Origin of the sequence: Chryseobacterium shigense (assembly GCF_014207845.1) — a bacterium.
GTDB lineage: Bacteria > Bacteroidota > Bacteroidia > Flavobacteriales > Weeksellaceae > Chryseobacterium > Chryseobacterium shigense_A.
Genome location: NZ_JACHLC010000001.1, coordinates 919,158 through 939,745 on the forward strand (window position 1 = coordinate 919,158; position 20,588 = coordinate 939,745).

General features: G+C 36.4%; 21 protein-coding genes. 7 read left to right on the forward strand and 14 right to left on the reverse strand.

All coding sequences use genetic code 11. From position 1 onward, the window contains the following. Positions 1-23: 23 nt before the first annotated feature. On the reverse strand, positions 24-350 hold the full coding sequence (locus HNP36_RS04135; protein ID WP_184160130.1) for a DMT family transporter: 327 nt from the start codon (positions 348-350) through the stop codon (positions 24-26). Between the two features lie 247 nt (positions 351-597). Here HNP36_RS04135 and HNP36_RS04140 point away from each other — a divergent pair, with 247 nt between their 5' ends. Continuing rightward, complete coding sequence (locus HNP36_RS04140) at positions 598-813, forward strand: hypothetical protein (RefSeq protein WP_184160128.1); 216 nt, start codon at positions 598-600, stop codon at positions 811-813. Between the two features lie 148 nt (positions 814-961). Here the strand turns inward: HNP36_RS04140 and HNP36_RS04145 are convergent, their stop codons facing one another. Both HNP36_RS04145 and HNP36_RS04150 read right to left on the reverse strand, forming a co-directional pair. After that, on the reverse strand, positions 962-1,525 hold the full coding sequence (locus HNP36_RS04145; protein WP_184160125.1) for a Crp/Fnr family transcriptional regulator: 564 nt from the start codon (positions 1,523-1,525) through the stop codon (positions 962-964). A gap of 64 nt (positions 1,526-1,589) precedes the next feature. Continuing rightward, a complete protein-coding gene (locus HNP36_RS04150) occupies positions 1,590-1,922 on the reverse strand; it encodes a hypothetical protein (protein WP_184160123.1) in 333 nt (110 codons plus the stop codon). Between the two features lie 130 nt (positions 1,923-2,052). On the opposite strand from HNP36_RS04150, the gene era reads away from it, so the two are divergent. The 3 genes from era (at position 2,053) to HNP36_RS04165 (ending at position 5,955) form a co-directional block, all read left to right on the forward strand. Beyond that, complete coding sequence (gene era / locus HNP36_RS04155) at positions 2,053-2,928, forward strand: GTPase Era (RefSeq protein WP_184160121.1); 876 nt, start codon at positions 2,053-2,055, stop codon at positions 2,926-2,928. Positions 2,929-2,995: 67 nt separating this feature from the next. Then, entirely contained in the window at positions 2,996-3,424 is a 429-nt protein-coding gene (locus tag HNP36_RS04160) for a DoxX family protein (protein WP_184160119.1), read from the forward strand. Between the two features lie 128 nt (positions 3,425-3,552). Then, positions 3,553-5,955 (forward strand): prolyl oligopeptidase family serine peptidase, encoded by a 2,403-nt coding sequence (locus HNP36_RS04165; RefSeq protein WP_184160117.1) that lies wholly within the window; start codon positions 3,553-3,555, stop codon positions 5,953-5,955. Between the two features lie 31 nt (positions 5,956-5,986). On the opposite strand, the gene HNP36_RS04170 is transcribed toward HNP36_RS04165, so the two are convergent. Continuing rightward, entirely contained in the window at positions 5,987-6,676 is a 690-nt protein-coding gene (locus tag HNP36_RS04170) for an HAD family hydrolase (RefSeq protein ID WP_184160115.1), read from the reverse strand. A gap of 77 nt (positions 6,677-6,753) precedes the next feature. On the opposite strand from HNP36_RS04170, the gene HNP36_RS04175 reads away from it, so the two are divergent. Together HNP36_RS04175 and HNP36_RS04180 are read left to right on the forward strand one after the other, a co-directional pair. Further along, positions 6,754-7,320: a Crp/Fnr family transcriptional regulator gene (locus HNP36_RS04175; protein WP_184160113.1), complete on the forward strand. Its 567-nt coding sequence runs from the start codon at positions 6,754-6,756 to the stop codon at positions 7,318-7,320. 102 nt (positions 7,321-7,422) lie between these two features. Beyond that, positions 7,423-7,926, forward strand: coding sequence for a GNAT family N-acetyltransferase (locus HNP36_RS04180; protein WP_184160111.1), 504 nt, complete (start codon positions 7,423-7,425; stop codon positions 7,924-7,926). Positions 7,927-8,019: 93 nt separating this feature from the next. Here HNP36_RS04180 and HNP36_RS04185 read toward each other — a convergent pair whose 3' ends face one another. From HNP36_RS04185 to HNP36_RS04225, 9 genes are all read right to left on the reverse strand, one after another. Next, positions 8,020-9,414 (reverse strand): MATE family efflux transporter, encoded by a 1,395-nt coding sequence (locus HNP36_RS04185; protein ID WP_184160109.1) that lies wholly within the window; start codon positions 9,412-9,414, stop codon positions 8,020-8,022. A 103-nt stretch (positions 9,415-9,517) separates the two neighbouring features. Further along, positions 9,518-10,702, reverse strand: a complete 1,185-nt coding sequence (locus HNP36_RS04190; RefSeq protein ID WP_184160107.1) for a sigma-54-dependent transcriptional regulator — start codon at positions 10,700-10,702, stop codon at positions 9,518-9,520. A gap of 56 nt (positions 10,703-10,758) precedes the next feature. Next, positions 10,759-11,418 carry a YggS family pyridoxal phosphate-dependent enzyme gene (locus HNP36_RS04195; RefSeq protein ID WP_184160105.1) on the reverse strand — a complete coding sequence of 220 codons (660 nt, stop codon included), beginning with the start codon at positions 11,416-11,418 and terminating at the stop codon, positions 10,759-10,761. Positions 11,419-11,543: 125 nt separating this feature from the next. Next, positions 11,544-12,410 (reverse strand): polysaccharide deacetylase family protein, encoded by an 867-nt coding sequence (locus tag HNP36_RS04200; protein WP_184160103.1) that lies wholly within the window; start codon positions 12,408-12,410, stop codon positions 11,544-11,546. Positions 12,411-12,659: 249 nt separating this feature from the next. Next, positions 12,660-13,388 (reverse strand): DUF72 domain-containing protein, encoded by a 729-nt coding sequence (locus HNP36_RS04205; protein ID WP_184160101.1) that lies wholly within the window; start codon positions 13,386-13,388, stop codon positions 12,660-12,662. Between the two features lie 6 nt (positions 13,389-13,394). Then, positions 13,395-16,253, reverse strand: coding sequence for a heavy metal translocating P-type ATPase (locus tag HNP36_RS04210; protein WP_184160099.1), 2,859 nt, complete (start codon positions 16,251-16,253; stop codon positions 13,395-13,397). A gap of 221 nt (positions 16,254-16,474) precedes the next feature. Next, positions 16,475-17,035, reverse strand: coding sequence for a helix-turn-helix domain-containing protein (locus HNP36_RS04215; RefSeq protein ID WP_184160097.1), 561 nt, complete (start codon positions 17,033-17,035; stop codon positions 16,475-16,477). Further along, a complete protein-coding gene (locus HNP36_RS04220; RefSeq protein WP_184160095.1) occupies positions 17,032-17,424 on the reverse strand; it encodes an acyl-CoA thioesterase in 393 nt (130 codons plus the stop codon). Before HNP36_RS04220 ends, HNP36_RS04215 begins: the two co-directional genes overlap by 4 nt. Positions 17,425-17,519: 95 nt before the next feature. Further along, entirely contained in the window at positions 17,520-17,930 is a 411-nt protein-coding gene (locus tag HNP36_RS04225) for a DUF6157 family protein (RefSeq protein WP_184160093.1), read from the reverse strand. A gap of 379 nt (positions 17,931-18,309) precedes the next feature. Here HNP36_RS04225 and HNP36_RS04230 point away from each other — a divergent pair, with 379 nt between their 5' ends. Further along, on the forward strand, positions 18,310-18,672 hold the full coding sequence (locus HNP36_RS04230; RefSeq protein WP_184160091.1) for an RNA recognition motif domain-containing protein: 363 nt from the start codon (positions 18,310-18,312) through the stop codon (positions 18,670-18,672). 111 nt (positions 18,673-18,783) lie between these two features. Here HNP36_RS04230 and HNP36_RS04235 read toward each other — a convergent pair whose 3' ends face one another. Continuing rightward, positions 18,784-20,574: a DUF4153 domain-containing protein gene (locus HNP36_RS04235; RefSeq protein WP_184160089.1), complete on the reverse strand. Its 1,791-nt coding sequence runs from the start codon at positions 20,572-20,574 to the stop codon at positions 18,784-18,786. Positions 20,575-20,588: the final 14 nt, after the last annotated feature.

Consider the following 20,588-nt stretch of genomic DNA (forward strand, 5'->3'; position numbering starts at 1 on the left):
TTATAGATAGAAATTGTTTTAGCTTAGTGTGAAACAGATTTCAGTCCCACCACAGAACCAATTAAGGTGACGATGAAAAATATCCTCCAGAAGCTTACAGGATCTTTAAAAAAGAAAATTCCCATCAGGGCTGTTCCTACTGCTCCTATGCCTGTCCATACCGCATAAGCCGTTCCGATTGGAAGTGTTTGCGTAGCTTTGATCAGTAATACCATGCTGATAGTCATAGTAACTAAAAAGCCGGCGTACCAGTAATACATTTCAGTTCCGGACGTTTCTTTGGCTTTTCCTAAACATGAGGCAAAAGCAACTTCAAATAATCCCGCGACAATTAAAATAATCCAGTTCATTTCTTTATATTTTCTCTCCTGCAAATTTCAGGATTTGAAAGCAAACAAAATTTTACATTTGTTAAAAAATGAAATATTTGCAAAATAAGTTTTTCTCATTTCTGCTTTCGATTTTTCATAACAATTTATTTGCATAAGTGGAAAAATAATGTAATTTTGAAATTATATCACAATAAAGAGAACGCAAACAGTCAAAAATCTCAATTGACTTTAAATGTTTGAGAAAAATTAATTTCAAATTATTAGTATGAAAACAATTGAAAATTTATCTGCATTCGCATTGAATGAAAACAAAACAAAGACCATTAAAGGTGGCGCAGAGAGAACATGGATTAGATTCTGGAACGATGGCACAGGAAGAGTTACGGTTACAGTGTTTAATGATGTAAACGGAAATGGTGTTTTTGATTTTGGAGACAAAATAATCAGTACTAGAACTTCTTACTATCAACAAGAAAAATAACAGCAATTTAACCACCATTTTAAGGTGGTTTTTCTTTTTTTAAGGTTAATTTTGCTGATGAATTATATCCCTAAATACATAATCAAACATTATAGTATTTCATTAAGCATTCCCATAATATTTTAGTAATTATAGATCAAGCTTATTATTATCTTATTTCTGCCCGGATCCTGCTAAGACTTACCTGCGTTATTCCGAGATAAGAGGCAATATACCCTAATTGAACCCTTTTCAAAAGATCAGGTTTGTTGACCATTAGATCTTTATAACGTTCCAGCGAAGTCTTGAATTGTCTTGAAATGATGAGTTCTTCTGTTTTCATAAGCTCCCTTTCCGCAAATTTTCTTCCCCAGTTGGCAATATGAATATCCTCGTTGAAAAGTTTTCTCAGGTTTTCCGTTTCCAGAATATACAGATCACAGTCTTCAAGAAGTTCAATACTTTCATAACCGGGTTTGTCTTCTACATAACTTTTCATTGAAACTACCGCTTCTCCTTCACTTCCGAACCAGAATGTAATATCGTTATCCGAAGTAGAGGCATAAGCACGTACCATACCTTTTCTGATAAAATAGATATGCGGAATAATTTTATCTGCTTCCATGAGGCAGAAACATTTGGAATGTGATACTTCCTTAATATGCTGTTTTAGAGCGTTTTTGGAAGCTTCAGGCAGAACATAGATACGGTCAAGGATTTGGTCTATATCCATATATGAATTCTAAAATATTATTGTTTAAGCTGTAATACGAATTTGATGTATTGAAAACACAGAGTTATTTGCTTTTTGAAACTTTCTTCTCTGTTTTCTCTACTTCAGTTAATGCAGCTTCAGCAAAAGACAGCCATTTATTTTGATGTTCAGCTGGTATCTGGACCCAACCGTTCATCTTTTTCCCTTCTGAAGGTTCGAAGATGGTAGCTCCATTCAGATTTAAAGCTTCTTCTAAATGTGACCCATTAAGCTTTATGGCAATATTTTCATTTTTGGATAATAAGAATGCTTTACCATTGGAAGCCTTGAGGCAAAGCGCTCCAAACATTTTTCCCTGTTGGGCAGCCGGGATTTGTAGAGCCAATTCTTCAAAATGTTTTTCTGCTTCAGTCATACATCAATTTTGGCATAAATATATTACTTTTTCAAAGTCTGCACTTACTTTTCATGGAAACGAAACCCAATTAAATTTTGTTTTCACTAACTTTGCAGCCCGGTTCAATATTGAGCCTAAAAATTAACATATGCACAAAGCAGGATTCGTAAATATAGTAGGAAAGCCTAATGCCGGAAAATCTACCTTATTAAACCAATTAATGGGGGAAAAACTGGCTATCGTAACACAAAAGGCACAGACAACACGTCACAGGATTTTTGGAATTTATAACGAAGATGATTTACAGATCGTATTTTCGGATACTCCCGGAGTTTTAGACGCGAAGTACGGTCTTCAGGAAAAAATGATGGATTTTGTAAAGGATTCTTTACAGGATGCCGATGTATTTTTGTTTATTGTGGACGTTACAGATAAAGCAGAACCTTCAGAATTTTTAATTGATAAACTGAACAAAATCCCGGTTCCTGTACTACTTCTGCTGAATAAAGTGGACCAGACTACCCAGGAAGGACTTGAAAAACTGGTAGAAGATTGGCACAACAGAATTCCAAAGGCTGAAATTCTTCCTATTTCTGCTTTAAATGCTTTCAATACAGATATTATTCTTCCTAAATTAAGATCTTTGCTACCGGAGAATCCTCCTTATTATGACAAAGAACAGTACACAGACAAGCCGGAAAGATTTTTCGTAAATGAAGCGATCCGTGAAAAGATCCTTTTGAACTATGAAAAAGAAATTCCTTATTCTGTAGAAGTGGTTACGGAACAGTTCAAAGAAAAAGAGGGAATTATTTTCATAGATTCTATTATTTATGTGGAAAGAGATACCCAAAAGGGAATTATCATCGGGCATAAAGGAGAAGCTATTAAAAAAGTGGGAACAGAAGCCAGACTGGATCTGGAAAAATTCTTTGCCAAGAAAATTCACCTAAACCTTTTTGTAAAAGTGAAAAAAGACTGGCGCAAAAATGACAGGGATCTGAAAAATTTTGGATACAGATAGACTAAAAATGCCTGAAATGCCGTTCTATTAAAAGATTTTTATTAACTTTAGTGTAAATATTTAGTAAATGAACTACTTTCAGCCAAATTCAAGCTCAGTACCTAAAGATATTGTCTTATTCGTAGTGAGGGTATTTTTGGGTTTTGCCATGCTTTCTCATGGTTTTCCAAAACTTCAGATGTTACTGGAAGGTGGTAAAATTGAATTTTATGATTTTATAGGATTAGGGCCTTTAATAACTCTGGTTCTTACCGTTATCGCTGAATTTGTATGTTCAATACTTCTTATATTAGGCCTCTTCACCAGGATTTCTTTAGGTTTTCTGATCTTTACAATGGTGATTGCCGCTTTTGTAGTTCACGGAGCAGACCCTTTCGAGAAAAGAGAAATGAGTCTTGTTTACCTGTCTGCTTATCTTTTGCTGATGGCTTTTGGTGCAGGAAAAATATCAGTAGACCATATGATAGAAAAACGAAAAAGAGCTTCGGATTGGTAATCCGGTTCAGATAAAATAAAAGAGCATTAGAAATAATGCTCTTTTTTGTTGGTTATATTTGAATTTATAAAGTTTAAGGCTATTTTAATTATACCCAAAAATCACTACATTCGTAAAAATGAATCTATATGAAGATAAAACTGACTATTTGCCTTCTGGCATTTCTCAATTTCTATGATGCACAGGAGAATATTACTTACCAGAAACCATCTGCTGAAATCTTAAAACTGGCAGATTATGAAAGGCCGCCAAGCGTTCTGATGAACAGCAAAAAAGACTGGGTGGTTTTCACATACCGCCCTACCTATAAAACACTGGAAGATCTTAACCAGCAGGAAATGAAACTTGCCGGGCTAAGGATCAACCCGGTTACCAATATTTCAAGCAGTGTTACGTATTCCAATAATCTGAAGATCAGAAAGATCAATGATAAAAATGAAACTCAGGTGAAGAATCTTCCTGCGAATCCTAAAATTACCTATATCTCATTTTCTCCGGACGAAAAAAAACTGGCCTTTACTAATACAACGGATAAAGGAGTTGAGCTTTGGATTGTGGATATGGAAACTGCCGCCGCTAAAAAAATTACCGCTGATAATCTGAATGCCAATCTGGGAACACCTTATACATGGTACAATGATTCCCAAAGTTTCCTGATCAGAACACTTCCTTCAAACAGACCAGCTCTGATTGATGCAAGTAAAGATCTTCCGACAGGACCTATTGTTTCTACCGCTGACGGTAAAGTTTCACAGAACAGAACTTATCAGGATCTTCTGAAAAATCCCCAGGATGAAAAGAACTTTGAGGTTCTTACTGCCTCCGAGATTTACAATGCAGATATGAACGGGAACCTAAAAAAAATAAAAGACCAGGATATGTATTCCGGCTTAAGTTTTTCCCCGGACGGAAATTATTTAATGGCGACTGTGATCAAAAAGCCGTTCTCCTATATCGTTCCATTAAACAGGTTCCCTTCGACTACTACCGTTTATGATCTGAAAGGAAATGCTGTAAAAACAGTAAACGATGTTCCCTTGAATGAAATCATGCCAAAAGGATTTTCATCCGTAAGAACAGGAAAAAGAAGCATGGGCTGGAGAAGTGATGCACCGGCAACTTTAATATATGCTGAAGCACTGGACGGAGGAGACCAATCCAAAGCTGCAGAGTACAGAGATGAGATCTTTACATGGGAAGCACCATTTACTGCCGCTTCGAAGTCATTTTTTAAAACAAAACAGAGATATGAAGGAGTAAGCTGGACTAATGACCATTATGCTGTAGTTTCTGAGGGCTGGTATGATACAAGAAATACCAAATCTTTCCTTTTAGATCTTAATAACGGAGAATCAAAAGTTATTGATGACAGGAATTACCAGGATGTTTACAGCGATCCCGGGAATTTCAATACTGCAAAAAACCAGTACGGAAGAACTGTTATCGATATGAAAGGAGGAAAGACATACCTTATAGGAGACGGATTTACTAAAGACGGTCAGCATCCTTTTATTGATGAAATGGATGTAAAGTCTCTTAAAAAGACGAGATTATACACTTCCAATATTAAAAACAGCAAAGAAGAGATCATTGATATCCTTAATCCTGCGAAAGGAGAGATTTTAACAATTCAACAGTCTCCAAGCCTGTATCCGAATTATTTTAAGAAAAATATTAAATCCAATAAAGCGGTAGTTGTAACCAATTTCGCGAATCCTTTTGAAAGCATTAAAGATGTTTATAAAGAAGTAATTACCTACAAAAGAAATGATGGTGTTACTTTAACAGGAACTCTTTATTTGCCTGCCAATTACGACAGAAAAGCTAAAAAGGAAAAACTTCCGTTACTGATCTGGGCTTATCCTACAGAATATAAAGATAAAAATACGGCCGGTCAGAATACGCAAAACCCGAACGATTTCACATTCCCATACTACGGATCTTTCGTATACTGGACTACAAAAGGATATGCTGTATTGGATGATGCTTCTTTCCCGATTATCGGAGAAGGAAAAACAGAACCGAATGATACCTTCATTCCTCAGCTGGTAGCAAACGGAAGGGCAGCCATAGATGCTGTAGACAAGCTAGGCTATATTGACAGAACTAAAGTTGCTGTTGGAGGTCACTCATACGGTGCATTTATGACCGCTAATCTTTTAACCCATTCTAAAGACTATGCCTGTGGTATTGCAAGAAGTGGGGCTTATAACAGAACCTTAACACCGTTTGGATTTCAGAGCGAACAGAGGAATTACTGGGATATTCCTGAAATCTACAATACAATGTCTCCATTTATGAATGCAGATAAAATGAAAACCCCGTTGTTGCTGATTCATGGTGATGCGGATAACAATCCGGGAACTTTCACTTTACAGACGGAAAGATATTTTCAGGCCCTGAAAAATCTGGGAGCTCCTGTAAAAATGGTTCTCCTTCCGAAAGAAGCGCACGGCTATGTAGCCAAAGAAAATATTTTACACCTTTTATGGGAACAGGATCAGTTCCTGGAGAAGTGTCTGAAGAAATAAATGTAAAACTCGCCTGTTAAGGCGAGTTTTTTTATAAATATCCGAGTATTTTATCAATACTCTTCAGCTCCATAAAATTTTCATGTTCCAGATGATGTTCATGCTGTTCGTGGCTCCAGGTTACATGATAAGGAATGTGGGCCGCAAAACCACCAATTTCCAATACGGGCAGAACATCTGATTTTATTGAATTTCCAAGCATCAGAAAGTGTTCAGGCCTGCAGTCCAGATGTTTCAGGAGTTTTTGATAATCGCTTTCCTTTTTGTCACTCATAATTTCTATATGATGGAAATATTCCTGTAATCCTGAATTTTTAAGCTTCCGTTCCTGATCCAGCAAATCTCCTTTTGTAGCCACTACAAGTCTGTACTTTCCTTTTAATGCATCAAGTGTTTCAGTAACGCCATCCAATAATTCTATTGGTTTCTGTAACAGTTCCTGACCAATTTCAATAGTCCTGTTGATTAACTGCATGGATGCTGTACCATTCGAAATTCTGCTTACCGTTTCCACCATACAAAGCATGAAGCCTTTTACACCATAACCGTACAGGTGAAGGTTCTTCATTTCGGTTTTAAATAATTCCTGGGATATGGAATGTTGTGGAAGATAATCTTCAAGAAGTACACAGAATTCTTTTTCTGCTTCCTGAAAATAGGGTTCATTAATCCAAAGGGTATCATCTGCATCAAAGGCAATTGTTGTTATGTGATTATTCATTTTACTTTTGTATTTTTCTCATGGCAAAATTCAGTATAAAAATTCAATCAGAAAAGGACATTTGTCCCGGATAAGAGATGTTACGGACCAATCAGTTATTTTTAAATTATATAGAGAACCTTTACGTAAAACAGGAACGTAAAGAAGATATTCTTGTAAGATCTTTCTCCAAAGGCGAAAGAATATTCTCACAGAACGAAAAACCTTCTAAAATAATGCTGATTAAAGAAGGAATCACCAAATGTTTTTTCGTTGAAGAGAATGAGAAAGAATATATTGTTGAATTTCTGGGAAAAGGCGAAATCACAGGGGAGATAGAGCTGATCCGGAATATTCCCTGCTTGTGTAGTATTGAAGCGGTAACAGATGTCATTGTTTATGCCATATCGATAGCTTATTTCAGGAATTTAATCAAAAGTGATCTGGCTTTGAATAATCTGCTTCTTGATGTTTTTGCCGAACGCATTGTCAATACTTCCAAAAGAGCTTCTTATCAGCAGTTGTATGCGGCTGAACATACCTTATCCCAGCTTCTTGAACTGCAGGCACAGCAGGAAATAGAAATTTCAAAAGAAGATATGGCTGCCTATCTGGGAATTACGGTGAGAAGTTTGAACAGAACTTTAAAAAACTTGGGGAAGTGACTCAATTTTAAACAATAAACATACAATTATTAATTAAATTCTGTCGGTAAAAGTCTCATGCTTCTTATTTTTGCAGAGAAATAAAACCGGAATCTATAAAACATGAAAGAGATACAATTCAGAAATGCTGAACTGAAAGATTTGGAAAAAGTGGTTGACATATATAACTCTACCATTCCTTCAAGGATGGTGACCGCCGATACGGAAAATGTTTCTGTGGAAAGCAGAAGGAAGTGGTTTGATGAACACAATCCTGATACAAGACCGCTTTGGATCATTGAGAATAATGATAGTGAGACGGTAGGATGGGTGAGCTTTTCTTCATTTTACGGAAGACCTGCTTATAACGGAACCGTTGAAATGAGCATTTACCTGGATGAATCCTGCCGGGGAAAAGGCTATGGAAAAAAAATAATGGAATACTGTATTGAGAAGGCACCGGGTTTAGGAATTAAAACCCTGCTGGGATTTATCTTCTCACATAATGAAGCCAGTCTGAAACTTTTCAGGAATTTTGGGTTTGAAGATTGGGGAATATTACCCGATGTAGCTGTTTTGGATGGAATTGAAAGAAGCCTGACAATTCTAGGAAAAAGGGTTGGATAATGATATAAAAACAAATTTCGCGAAGTCTCCGACTTCGCGAAATTTGTTACGAATAGTTTGTAAAAAGCTCCAAAGTAACAAAAACCGGAGTTTTTAAGCTCCGAGTTGATCTATTGACCCATTTTGTTTTTCTTTCTGGTTAATTCTTTTTGCAGACATATTTAAAAATCGTTTCACTAAGAAAACTGCGGAAATCGTAAGTCCCAAACCTAAAGCGATCCACATTCCGAAAGCACCCATATTCAGGGTTACACAAAGAAAATATCCTAATGGAACGGTAATCACCCAGTAAGCAATAAAAGTATAGATTGACGGAATTTTCACATCCTGCAAACCTCTGAGCGTACCCAAAGCTGTGACCTGAATCCCATCTGAAAGCTGAAATAATGCAGCAATAATCATCAGTTTGGATGCTAAGGTAATGACTTCAATTTCCTCTTTTTTGGTAAAGAAGGTTGGCAGAATATTTCTTCCGAGAATAAATACCAATCCACAGATACACATGAAAATAAAAGCTATTTTCAGGTTATTGATCCCGACTTTTCTTAATTCAACAAAATTCTGTTCCCCCAGTTTTCTTCCGATCATAACCGTTGAAGCCACACTAAACCCAACACAAAGATTGAAGGTAAATGAAGCCATACTCAAAGCAATCTGGTGGGAAGCAATATCATGGGCTGAAATAAGTCCGCAGATAAATGCTGCCCCGGCAAAAGCTGTTACTTCAAAGAACATTTGTAAAGCTGTAGGTAAACCCAGTTTTACCATTTTGTCAAACATATTTCTTGAGAAAACCTGAATTTTTAAAGAAAAATCTTTGATGTAGCGTCTTGTTTTTTTCTCTTTCACCAATACAATATAAAGAAAGACTACCATAAATATTCTGGAGATCAGAGTGGCTAAAGCAGAACCTTTCACACCCATTTCAGGGAAGATCCAAAGCCCTTTGATAAAAACATAATTAAGAGCAATATTGATGATATTGGCAATGATCGTGGCTTTGGTAACACCTATGGTATAAGAAAGACCTTCGGAAACTTCACGAAGTGTCTGAAACGCCATGAACGGGATCATACTGATCGCCATAATACTCAGGAAATCCACTGTATTAGGAATGATCTTCTCCGGCTGCCCGGAATGATAGAGTAGTGGCATTCCTAAAAGTAAAACAGTCATTAAAATAATTCCTACAGACATATTGATTACGAATCCGTGACTGAAAACAGAATTAATAGTCCCATGATCCTGCTTGGAATGGGCCTCAGAAACAAGGGGAGGAATGGCAAATGAAAATCCAAGCGCCAATACGAACACCGAGAAAAATACGGCATTTCCCAATGAAACGGAAGCGAGCGCATCCGCACCCAAAAGTTTTCCGACAATAATATTGTCGAAGAGATTCACCGAAACCTGCCCAACCTGCGTAAGCATAACAGGAAGAGCCAGAGTAAGGCATTCTTTCGTATAATTTTTGTTTAAAAAGTTCATAATAATTTATGATTCATATATAGTTTAATACTTAAAATAGGGCAAAAAAAAATTTGCAGTAAGGCTACTGCAAATTTTTATGAATATTTAATGTTCAATTAAATTATTTCCTTACAAAACTTGCAACATCCTCCTCGGAAACAGTATTTCCGCCAAGAATAATTAATCTTTCCACAACGTTTCTCAGTTCTCTGATGTTCCCTGTCCATGAAAGAACTTTAAGCGCGTCAATCGCTTTATCATCAAATTTTTTCACAGCAGTACCATGTTCATCGGCAATCATACCGGAAAAATGATCTACTAACAATTTGATATCTTCTTTTCTGTCATCCAACGGCGGAACATAGATTTCAATCACAGAAAGCCTGTGGTAAAGGTCTTCCCTGAATTTTCCTTCTTCAATTTCCTTCTGCATATTTTTGTTGGTTGCTGCAATTACTCTTACATCAACCTTGATTTCTTTATCGCTTCCTACAGGAGAAACTTTGCTTTCCTGCAATGCTCTCAATACTTTTGCCTGGGCAATAAGGCTCATATCTCCAATTTCATCTAAAAAGATGGTACCTCCGTTTGCCTGCTCGAATTTTCCCTGCTTGTCTTTAATAGCACCCGTAAAAGAACCTTTTACATGTCCGAAAAGTTCAGATTCAATAAGCTCGGAAGGGATGGCTGCACAGTTTACTTCCACCATTGGGCCTCTCGCACGTTCACTTTGGTTGTGAATGGCGTGGGCTACCAGTTCTTTTCCTGCTCCGTTTGGACCGGTAATTAAAACACGGGCATCGGAAGCAGCTACTTTTTCGATCATATCCTGGATCTTTTTCAGAGCAGGAGAATCGCCGATCATCTGGTATTTTTTGTTGACCTTTCTTTTAAGGGTCTTATTTTCAGTTTGAAGATTTTTATTTTCCTTTTTAAGACTTTCTTTGGCTAAAGCATTTTTTACGCTGGTAATCAGTCTGTTGATGTCGATAGGTTTGGAAATAAAGTCGTATGCACCTTCTTTTAGACAAGAAACAGCAGAATCGATGTCTGCGTGACCGGAGATCATGATGAATGTACTCTCAGGCTTTAAAAGGATGCTTTGCTTTAAAAGTTCTGTTCCTGAAAGTTTCGGCATCTTGATATCAGAAATCACCAATGCGAAATCTTCTTTTTCTATCTGTTTGTAGCCTTCAAGGCCATCTTCAGCGATAACAAATTCGTAATCGGTAAGTTCATCAGAAAGAATACTGTGTAATACTCCCGAGATTGCTTTTTCGTCTTCTACAATAAGGATTTTTTGCATAGTTGCAAATTTAGATTTTTTGATTCAATTATTAGCAAAAACCATACCTAAATATACTATTTTGAGTAATCTCTCCTGCCGAAAATAGCGGATCCAACCCTCACGGAATTGGCACCGCATTCAATGGCTAAGGGGAAATCATCACTCATTCCCATAGATAAAGTTTGGAGTGATTTTAACTGATTTAATTCATCAAAAAGTCCTTTCAGTATTAAAAATTCTTTTTTCACCTGTTCTTCATCATCCGTAAATGTGGCCATTCCCATCAGTCCGGTGATTTCAATGTTCGTAAACTTTCTGTCAATATACTCTTGAAACAAGGTTTTTGCTTCCGGAATTTCAAGTCCGAATTTACTTTCTTCCGCAGCAATCTTTACCTGGAGCAATACTTTAATGGTTCTGTTATTTTTTCCGGCTTCTTTACTGATCTCGGTCAGAAGTTTCTCAGAATCCACACTCTGGATGGTATCAATGAAAGGAGCGATATATTTTACCTTATTGCTCTGCAGATGCCCGATCAGGTGCCATTGGATATTGTTTGGAAGAAGAGGGTACTTTTCCATAAGCTCCTGAACTTTATTTTCACCAAAGACTTTCTGTCCCAGATCATAAACCTTCTGAATTGCCTCAACCGGATGGGTTTTGGAAACTGCTACGAGTTGTACTTCTGACGGAAGCTGGTTTTTTACTGCCGTATAATTTTCTTTAATATCCATAATATGCAAATTTCCGAATTTTAAAAGCAAAAAACTAATGATCCTGTAAAATAGTTACCAGTTAGCAGCTTTACCAATATTCCTGAATTGTTACACTGCTAAACGGATACATTGCTATATTGAAATTAGTTCAGGATATCATTAATCTTCGGATACTGGGAAATCTTCCTGAAAACAAACCTGTTGCTTTTCTGGAGTTTTTCAATAAACATATCCAGCTCATTGATGGAATCGGCATCTCTTAAATATTGGTCGTGAGTAAGGAAAACCAGATGTCTTGATGTTTTTTCCAGATCATTATAGAAGATGCTGTCTACTTTTTTGATCATGGCTTCATGGCTTCCCTTCAAAGTCATTTTTTGGGAAGGTTTCCACTCAAGATCCCAACCTATTACTTTATAGCCTGCTTTTTTAAGGTTGTCTGCCGCATTGGTGGAACTTTTGATATCGGTAACATTAATATTATTCAGTCTCCAGATATTTCGGCCCGGTGTTCTGGCGATCTTATCATAAAGCTTTAGGCTGTCTTTGGCGATATCAAAATCATATACCACAGCATCAGGATTTTTATAAAAATCGGAGTATTTGTTGTGTGCATGACTAAAGCTGTGATTGGCCAGTTCAATTAATGGATTGCTTTTTAAAAGTTCCATGTCATCTTTCTGTTTCTTGCTTCCATAGGCATGTTTTCCTACAAGAAAAGCAGTGGCACAAACGTTTCTCTTATTTAAGATTTTAAGAAGGTTTTCTGTTCCCTGGTTAGGTCCGTCATCAAAAGTAAGGTAGATAATTCTTTTATCGGGATCTACATTTTCATCATCTATTTTGGGGACCGTTTTCACGGTGGGATGTTCCAGTGAAACTGTTTTTTCAAACTCTTTCACTTCAGTTTTGCCGTTACAGCCGTTGAATACAATTGAAGACGCACTCACCAATGCAGTCATCCCAAGAAAAGTCATGTTTTTTGACTTTCCCCCAAAGAAATTTTTCATAAAGATAATGGAAATTAAATCGTTAAAAATTGTTAAAATTATCGCAAAAATGTTAACAAATTATATGCCATGATTTGTTAAAATACTGTTTTTTAATTTTATTTTAAGAACTTTATTTCAGTATGAATTTTGTCAGAATAAAAAGGTGTTGAGATTATGTTTTTTAATTTCTATATTTTAACATTTATAAATGTGAAAACAATAGTTTTTCTCTATTTTCATTGAAATTACAGATGCTGATAAAGGTATTTATTCTAAGATTTTCTTCAGGTAAAGAGAGTTTTTAATGGCAGCAGTTCCCCACGTATTATTGAAAAATATAAATGCTTTTCTTTCTGAATTTTTGATCTTTTGAGCCAGCGTATCAAGGAAGTCCGTGCTGTATTCAGATTTATAGAGAACAGGTTTTCCGTGAAGCCTGTAATATAAAATTTCAGGATGATTAACAATCATATCTTCCGGAAGGTTACCGGGAAAGCTCACGCCTGAAAAAACAATATGATGCCCTTTCAAAAGAGTGAAAATTTCATCAGACCACCAGGAATCATGACGGAATTCTATGACATTCAGGTAATTGAAATCAAGACCAGACAGGATTAAATCAATGTTTTCCTGCGACCGTTTGAACGAAGGCGGAAACTGGTACAGAAACCCGGAAAGTTTTTCGTTTAAGTGGGTATGAATATGCTCACAGAATTCCGAAATCTCTTCTTTGGAATCTTTCAGACGTTTTTCATGGGAAATGGTTTTGGGAATTTTGATGAAGAATTTAAAATCGTCAGGCGTTTCATCATGCCATTTTAAAAGCGTTTTTCCAGTCGGTTTTCTATAGAAAGTAGAATTGATTTCTACCGAATTGAAATTCTGGGAATATAAGATAAGAAAGTCTTTACTTTGAACATTTTCAGGATACAGCGACCCTTTCCAGTCGTTGTTATAAAATCCCGAACATCCAATGTAAAGACTTCCTTTTTTCATAACTTTTTATCTTATATCTGCATCCAGATTAACAGAGTTCAACCGCAATGAATTCAGAATTACAGAAAGTGAACTGACACTCATTGCCGCTGCTGCAATCATTGGAGACAACAGTATTCCAAAGAAAGGATACAATAATCCTGCCGCTACCGGAATGCCCAGTACATTATAGATAAATGCAAAGAACAGGTTTTCTTTGATATTTTTGAGGAGTTTTTCACTGAGTAGTTTAGCTTTTGCCACCCCTAAAATATCACCTTTTAATAATGTGATCTCTGAACTTTCCATAGCAACATCGGTTCCGGTTCCCATGGCAATTCCTACGTCAGATTGTGCCAAAGCGGGGGAGTCGTTGATTCCATCGCCGGTCATGGCCACTATTTTACCTTCTTTCTGAAGTCTTTTTACTTCGTTCAGCTTATCCTCCGGAAGGCAGCCTGCTTTGTAATGTTTTATTCCCAGTTCACCGGCTACAGCTCTGGCAGTATGCTCATTGTCTCCGGTCATCATAATGACTTCAATTCCTTCGTTCATCAGCTGCTGAACTGCTTTTTTGGAAGTTTCTTTAATTTTATCGGTAAAGCTGATAAATCCTAATACAGTCTGATTCTGTGCAATATAAGAGATGGTATGCGCCTTCGACTGTACTTCTACGGCTTTTTGCTTTAATTCTTGGGAAATAGACAGATTATTGGAAATCAGAAGGCTTTCATTTCCTAAATAAACGGTTTTTCCATTGATATTTCCCTGAACACCTTTTCCTGAGATATTTTCAAATTTATCTACCTTTTCAGCAGTTATATTTTCTTCTTTAGCTCTTTTAATGACCGCATTGGACAGCGGATGTTCTGAATTTTGGTTAAGTGAAAATGCCAGTTTCAGGATTTCATTTTTATCTCCGTTGCCTGAAGTTTCGATATATTGTACAGATGGTTTCCCTTCCGTTAAAGTTCCTGTTTTGTCTGTGATCAGTACATTTACCTTATTCATCTGTTCCAGTGCTTCTGCATTTTTGATCAGGATGCCGCTTTTTGCTCCTTTCCCGATTCCAACCATCAGGGACATTGGAGTAGCCAAACCGAGGGCACACGGACAGGCAACAATGAGAACGGCCACTGCATTTACAAAAGCAAATAAGCTTCTTTTTCCTTCCGGACCAAAGAACTGCCACAAAATAAAAGTAAGAACGGCAATCAGAATTACAACGGGAACAAAGACTTTGGAAACCTTATCAGTCAGTTTCTGTATAGGAGCTCTGCTTCGGCTGGCTTCGTTTACCATTTTAATGATTTGGGAAAGAAGGGTTTCGTCGCCCACTTTTTCAGCTTTTATGGTGAATACCTTATTTCCATTAATGGTTCCTGAGGAAACTTTATCATCAATATTTTTTTCTACGGGTACAGGTTCACCGGTAATCATGCTTTCATCCACAAGAGAGCTTCCTTCTGTGATCTTTCCGTCAACAGGAATTTTTTCACCCGGCTTTACTTTTAAAAGATCCCCGATTTTTACCTGGGAAAGCAACACTCTTTTTTCTTCTCCATTTATGATAAGATTGGCTTCGTCAGGAGATAGGTTCATCAGTTCTTTGATCGCATTTCCTGTTTTTTTATGAGCAGCGGCTTCCATAAGCTGGCCTAAAATTACAAGTGTTAAAATCACACAGACGGCTTCAAAATACAGTGGAATTTCATGATTATGTCCTCTGATTTCATGAGGAATAATATCCGGAAAAATCAAAGCTGTGATACTAAAAATAAATGCTGCTGCAACACCCAAAGCAATAAGGCTGAACATATTTAAATTCCAGGTTTTGAACGAAACCCAGCCTCTTTTCAGCAGAAACCATCCGGAATAAAACATCACGGGAAGCGTTAAGGCAAGCTCTATAAATCCCTGTATCTTATGTGAGAAAGGAAAATTAATCATCATTCCACCCATAGAAAGAATGAAAACAGGAATTGTAAAGGCAAGTGAAATTAAGAATTTTCTTTTCAGAATATTGTAGGTTTCATCCTCTTCATCCTCACTGCTGTCAGGCATTCTTATGAGGTCCATTCCACAGATGGGACAGTCTCCGGGTTCATCACGGATAATTTCCGGATGCATAGGGCAGGTGTATTTTGCTGTTTTCTTTTCGGGGTATTTTACCAGATCCATTCCGCAAACGGGACATCCCACATTGGAATCATAGGTTTTATCACCTTCACAATACATGGGGCAGTAATATTTTCCGGCCATATCATCTGTAACTTTCGGTGCTTCACGGTGATGACTGTCATCATGATGATGAGAATGCTGATGACTGTGTGAAGATGCATTTTTTGCAAGGTCTTCCGTGATTTCTTCCAGATGCATATGGCAGACCGGACAGTCACCTTTTTCATCATATACTTTATCGCCTTCACAAAACATCGGGCAATAATATTTTCCAATACTGTCTTTAAAATTTGAAGGGGGATTTGAGGAAGAATAGACTGGTTTGTGATTCGGGTCTTTGGCGTGTTTTTCCTCAATGGGAACCAGATACATATTGCAAACGGGACATCTTTCACCTTGTTTAAAGTAAACTTTATCACCTTCACATTCCATTGGACAATAATATACAGAAGACAAGGAAATCCTGTCCTGAGGCTTTACGAATGTTTTTTCGGGTTTATTGGGATCTTCGAGTCTGTATTTTCCTATTTCCTCTAAAGCATTATTTAAAACGGAAAGTTCAATTTCTTTATCGGAAGTTATGGTTGCTGTATTATTTTTCAGGTTTATATCGGCTGTAACTCCTTCAATGCTGTTGAGTTTTTCAGAAATTTTTTTCTGACAGCCGGAGCACGTCATGCCGAGTATATGATATTGTCTGTTCATGATTCCTTGAATTTATAATACAAATGTCCAAAATGAAATGGTAAGCCTGTTATAAATTTAAGGATAATAGTTATAGAATTTGGAAAGGTGGGTGAGCGGGAGGGTTTTAGGGTAGAGTGAGAGTAGGAGGGTTGAGGGTGAAGAAGTTTATATATTCATAAATGGGCTGAGGCTCTTCTGTATTTATACTCTAAAATTTTCCAACACGCTTACTCTCCAACTCAGAAACTGTCCAGGGTTTTTCTTTGATGATCTTTCAGTTTCTTAAATTCTGTAGGGGTGAATCCGGTAATATTCCTGAATTGGGAAGAAAGATGCTGAACACTTTTATAGCCAAGCTTTCCTGCAATTTCTGTAAGGGTGAATTCATTATAAAGAAGCAGCTCTTTTACTTTTTCTATTTTGTGAAGGATAAAAAACTGTTCGAGTGTGATGTTTTCGTTCTGGGAAAAGGTTTTGGAAAGGGAACTGTAATCCTTATGAATTTTTGAACTTAAAAAATCGGAAAGAAGAAAGTTTTCATCAATATCCAGTTCGCTAATTTTGATGATAATTATATTCTTGATCTTATCAACAAGCTGGTGCGCAGAGTCCTTGATTCTCTCAAATCCTGTATCCAGAAGAGTTTTTTCTATATCCACCATTTTTCCGGCTGAAATATCGGTTGCTGTTTCAACTTCTCCCAGAATGACAGAATTTACAGGAATATCTGCTTCTCCAAATATTTTTTCCACTGCAGAAATACAGCGGTTGCACACCATATTTTTTATGAAGATTTTCATGGTTTGCTCAGCCTGTCTTTTACAAATTCAATCTGGGTTTTTCCATGGGGTGCAGGGTTTCCGTCACTGTCCAGATTCACCATGACGATTTTGTCTACGGTAATAATGGTCTGGTGGGTCATTTTGTTTCGTACATCACATTTTAAAGTAACAGATGAAGATCCGAAGTGGGTGGCTTCAATCCCGATTTCTATAATATCCCCCTGTTTTGCAGAACTTACAAAATTGATTTCCGAAATGAATTTCGTTACTACTTTTGTATTTTCCAACTGTATGATTGCGTAAAGTGCCGCCTCTTCATCGATCCACTGTAAAAGTCTTCCTCCAAAAAGAGAATGGTTAGGGTTCAGGTCTTCGGGCTTTACCCATTTTCTGGTATGATAGTTCATGTTTTAATGATTTGCTCTACAAATTTAGGGCTAAAAACCGGGTTTATCAAGGAAACAATATTTACTGATCTTAAAAAAATGATTCATTTTCTCAATCATATTTTCTTGGAGCGCATTGCTTTTACTTTTTTTATGGAGCTGTCGTTTAAAAATTTTTGATATTCCTTACTTTCAACGGGAAAAACAGCTACTTTCCCTTCCTCATTGTGGTGGGTCCCGAATCCGTAGCGTTTGGATAATGGGGAGGAGCGTAGACAAGGCTGTCCTTTGGAGAAAAACTGTATTCTTGCCTGCTGTTTTTCACTTTCGGGAATATCATTTTTTAAGGCATAGCATTCAAATATAATATCGTCAGAAGTATAACGGTAAGGATTTTTTATCATCTGCTCATATTGAAATTCTGCCAAAGTTTTGATTTTCTTTTCAGGTGGAGCCTCGGCGTGGGAGACAGGACAGTCTTCAGCAACTTCAATAAAGGTGTTGATATAATTTGTTGTATGCTTCATATATATTTTTGATTAGGTTAATAAATGGGATTAATATTTTTTATTTTGTTAAGCTCAGGTTGCTATATATATGCTGAATTATAACAGGATTAGACGCTATATACTTTGTTTTTTACAATTTTTGTAATTATGTTAACTAATTTTAACTTTATTGAAATTTAAATATAATACACTGATATATAGGTAATTATTGTTTTGCATTGATGATTATAGGGCTTGAATTTCTTACGAGGCTAGAAATGACTTAAAAAAAACTTTGATTTATAATTTTTAATTGTATCTTGCATACGTTTATATTTGGAATCAATATTTGTTCATTAATTTATGTTGTTTTTCTTTTATATACCAAATTTTTATTAATTTTTTAATTTTATTTAAAATGAACATTTTTGTTTCAAACATCAATTACGCAACTAAAGAGTATGAGTTGCACGATCTATTCGCAGAATTTGGTGACGTATCATCAGCTAAAATTGTTACAGACAGAGAAACTGGCCGTTCAAGAGGTTTCGGTTTTGTAGAAATGGGTGATGAAGAAGGAAAACAAGCTATTGAAGCTCTTAATCAGAAAGAATTTAACGGTAAAACTCTGAATGTATCTGAGGCTAAGCCAAGAGAAGAAAAGCCAAGAAGAAGCTTTGACAACAACAGAGGTGGTGGTTACGGAAACAACCGTGGTAACGGCGGTGGTGGATACGGTGGAAACAACCGTGGTGGTAACGGCGGCGGAAACCGTTGGTAAAATATAAGGCGGCTTTTTAGTCGCTTTTTTTTGTATTAATATCCCTTCCTGATCTTTCAGGAAGGGATAATTATTTGAATATAAACAGTTAAGACATTAGTTAGTATTTATTTATTTTTCCCTGATCAGCATTACCGCCTCATTATAGAATATATCATTCTGTTTGTTATCAGATGTTTTGTCTCTCGAAATGCTTGGGAAAACTATTTTGATATGATATTTACCAAGGTCACTTTCCATAGAGATTTCTTTCATTCTTACAGTTCCTATCTGGGACGTATTGTTTTCAAATAACCTGTTCATTGCAGGGCCGAAATCCACAACTTCTTTTGAATTAAGAACTACCTTTATAATTCTTGAATTATTAACCAGCGCCTGGTTATCTATCAAAAACGTATCTCCATTGATATTTCCGGATTCCTGGCTGTAATTATTGAAATTAATTATATACTGATACCCCTGGATATAAGTTATTTTTGTTTCAGATTCCAAAATAAGCCTTTCATATTTTGAAACTTCCGGAATTCTATCCACAACGGAAAATGCATTTCTAATAGTGCTGCTGACAGCCCATGAATAAGGCTGTTGAAAATCATCAGCTAAAAGATCATGTGTTTTGCCGGAAACAAGGTTCAGCAAGAAATCCTTTTGTTTTCTTTCTGCAAGAAACTGGAATTTGTTTGAAATTTCATCTACCAGGGTATCGGCAACTTTCTTTTGAAAATTTATTTTGTTGTTTACTAAAAGTTTGTTCTTATCCAAAAGGGTTATCAATTCATTTTTCTGACTTCTTTTGGCAACACTGAATGCATTTAAGTAAGGAAAGATCAGTGAAAACAGGCCAAATGTGAATAAGCTTACCGGAATGAATTTTATACTGGCTTTCTTATTCAACACAAAATAAACGACAACGCTTAACAGCCATAACGCCAGTAATAATACAAAGTATCTGGGTTCTGTATAACCGTACTCCAGAATCCTTGTAAATATAGCCGTAAATAATAAAACAAGTAAAGGAATTATGGTATAATAAAAAGCCTGTGAAAATACTTTAACCCAGGATTTTGCCTTCTCTTCTTTAAGCGGATATACCAGCAGCAGAGCAAGGATACCTACAACGCTGTAAGCTAAAACCAGATACGAAACCCATCCTCTAGGAAGTTCCCAGCGAATGATTATTTTAAATGAATAAAGATAAAGAATGATTAAATAAATGAAAAGCAAAGGGATCAGAACAAACTGAGTGAAAAATTTTAAGATCACAGGGTAAGTTCCGTCTTTCTCAAGATAGTCCAGGCCGGTTTCATTGAAAAGAAGAAAAATAAAACAGCTTCCGGAAATGGCCAGCATGTAAAACGTATCAAGATAGAGGATATCATCGAAGTGAAAATCAAACAGTTTATCAATTGCGAGGATTGCCAGTTCCACACCTCCTGTAAGTACTCCTGTAAAAACGGCCGTCAGGAAAATATTAACAAAAAGATTCTTGTTATACTGCCAGAAATTAAGCTCTTTGTTTTTACTCAGGAACGCTGCAAAGGAAACCAGTAAATGGGAAAGCAGAAAAGTTATGGCTATAATAAAACCCTGAATATCATTGAAATTTTTCTTTTTTTCAGGCAGAATAAAATAAAAGCCAATTAGGAAAACCACGCCCAATATTTCCAACAGCAATCTTCTTCCAATTCTTTGGGATAGAATCTTCAAAGCAAACATTAATGAAATTCCCAGACTGCTGCAGATGGTAAATTTTGCATAGGTAAATAAAAGATCACCGTCATTTTTACTGTCCATCATACAGATAGCTCCTATAGAAGAGAGCAACCCCATTAATAAAACCATGGGATAGCGAAAGATAACATCCTGCGCTTTTCCTGTTATTTCACGAAATTTCGTTTTCATGATCTGTGTATTGT

What these genes read in the sequence shown, in the direction of transcription:
- HNP36_RS04135 (WP_184160130.1), bottom strand. Translation starts at nt 350, where the DNA reads ATGAACTGGATTATTTTAATTGTCGCGGGATTATTTGAAGTTGCTTTT.
- HNP36_RS04195 (WP_184160105.1), bottom strand. Translation starts at nt 11,418, where the DNA reads ATGGATATTAAAGAAAATTATACGGCAGTAAAAAACCAGCTTCCGTCA.
- HNP36_RS04180 (WP_184160111.1), top strand. Translation starts at nt 7,423, where the DNA reads ATGAAAGAGATACAATTCAGAAATGCTGAACTGAAAGATTTGGAAAAA.
- HNP36_RS04160 (WP_184160119.1), top strand. Translation starts at nt 2,996, where the DNA reads ATGAACTACTTTCAGCCAAATTCAAGCTCAGTACCTAAAGATATTGTC.
- HNP36_RS04235 (WP_184160089.1), bottom strand. Translation starts at nt 20,574, where the DNA reads ATGAAAACGAAATTTCGTGAAATAACAGGAAAAGCGCAGGATGTTATC.
- HNP36_RS04165 (WP_184160117.1), top strand. Translation starts at nt 3,553, where the DNA reads ATGAAGATAAAACTGACTATTTGCCTTCTGGCATTTCTCAATTTCTAT.
- HNP36_RS04210 (WP_184160099.1), bottom strand. Translation starts at nt 16,253, where the DNA reads ATGAACAGACAATATCATATACTCGGCATGACGTGCTCCGGCTGTCAG.
- HNP36_RS04190 (WP_184160107.1), bottom strand. Translation starts at nt 10,702, where the DNA reads ATGCAAAAAATCCTTATTGTAGAAGACGAAAAAGCAATCTCGGGAGTA.
- HNP36_RS04175 (WP_184160113.1), top strand. Translation starts at nt 6,754, where the DNA reads ATGTTACGGACCAATCAGTTATTTTTAAATTATATAGAGAACCTTTAC.
- HNP36_RS04205 (WP_184160101.1), bottom strand. Translation starts at nt 13,388, where the DNA reads ATGAAAAAAGGAAGTCTTTACATTGGATGTTCGGGATTTTATAACAAC.
- era (WP_184160121.1), top strand. Translation starts at nt 2,053, where the DNA reads ATGCACAAAGCAGGATTCGTAAATATAGTAGGAAAGCCTAATGCCGGA.
- HNP36_RS04215 (WP_184160097.1), bottom strand. Translation starts at nt 17,035, where the DNA reads ATGAAAATCTTCATAAAAAATATGGTGTGCAACCGCTGTATTTCTGCA.
- HNP36_RS04185 (WP_184160109.1), bottom strand. Translation starts at nt 9,414, where the DNA reads ATGAACTTTTTAAACAAAAATTATACGAAAGAATGCCTTACTCTGGCT.
- HNP36_RS04140 (WP_184160128.1), top strand. Translation starts at nt 598, where the DNA reads ATGAAAACAATTGAAAATTTATCTGCATTCGCATTGAATGAAAACAAA.
- HNP36_RS04200 (WP_184160103.1), bottom strand. Translation starts at nt 12,410, where the DNA reads ATGAAAAATTTCTTTGGGGGAAAGTCAAAAAACATGACTTTTCTTGGG.
- HNP36_RS04225 (WP_184160093.1), bottom strand. Translation starts at nt 17,930, where the DNA reads ATGAAGCATACAACAAATTATATCAACACCTTTATTGAAGTTGCTGAA.
- HNP36_RS04145 (WP_184160125.1), bottom strand. Translation starts at nt 1,525, where the DNA reads ATGGATATAGACCAAATCCTTGACCGTATCTATGTTCTGCCTGAAGCT.
- HNP36_RS04230 (WP_184160091.1), top strand. Translation starts at nt 18,310, where the DNA reads ATGAACATTTTTGTTTCAAACATCAATTACGCAACTAAAGAGTATGAG.
- HNP36_RS04220 (WP_184160095.1), bottom strand. Translation starts at nt 17,424, where the DNA reads ATGAACTATCATACCAGAAAATGGGTAAAGCCCGAAGACCTGAACCCT.
- HNP36_RS04150 (WP_184160123.1), bottom strand. Translation starts at nt 1,922, where the DNA reads ATGACTGAAGCAGAAAAACATTTTGAAGAATTGGCTCTACAAATCCCG.
- HNP36_RS04170 (WP_184160115.1), bottom strand. Translation starts at nt 6,676, where the DNA reads ATGAATAATCACATAACAACAATTGCCTTTGATGCAGATGATACCCTT.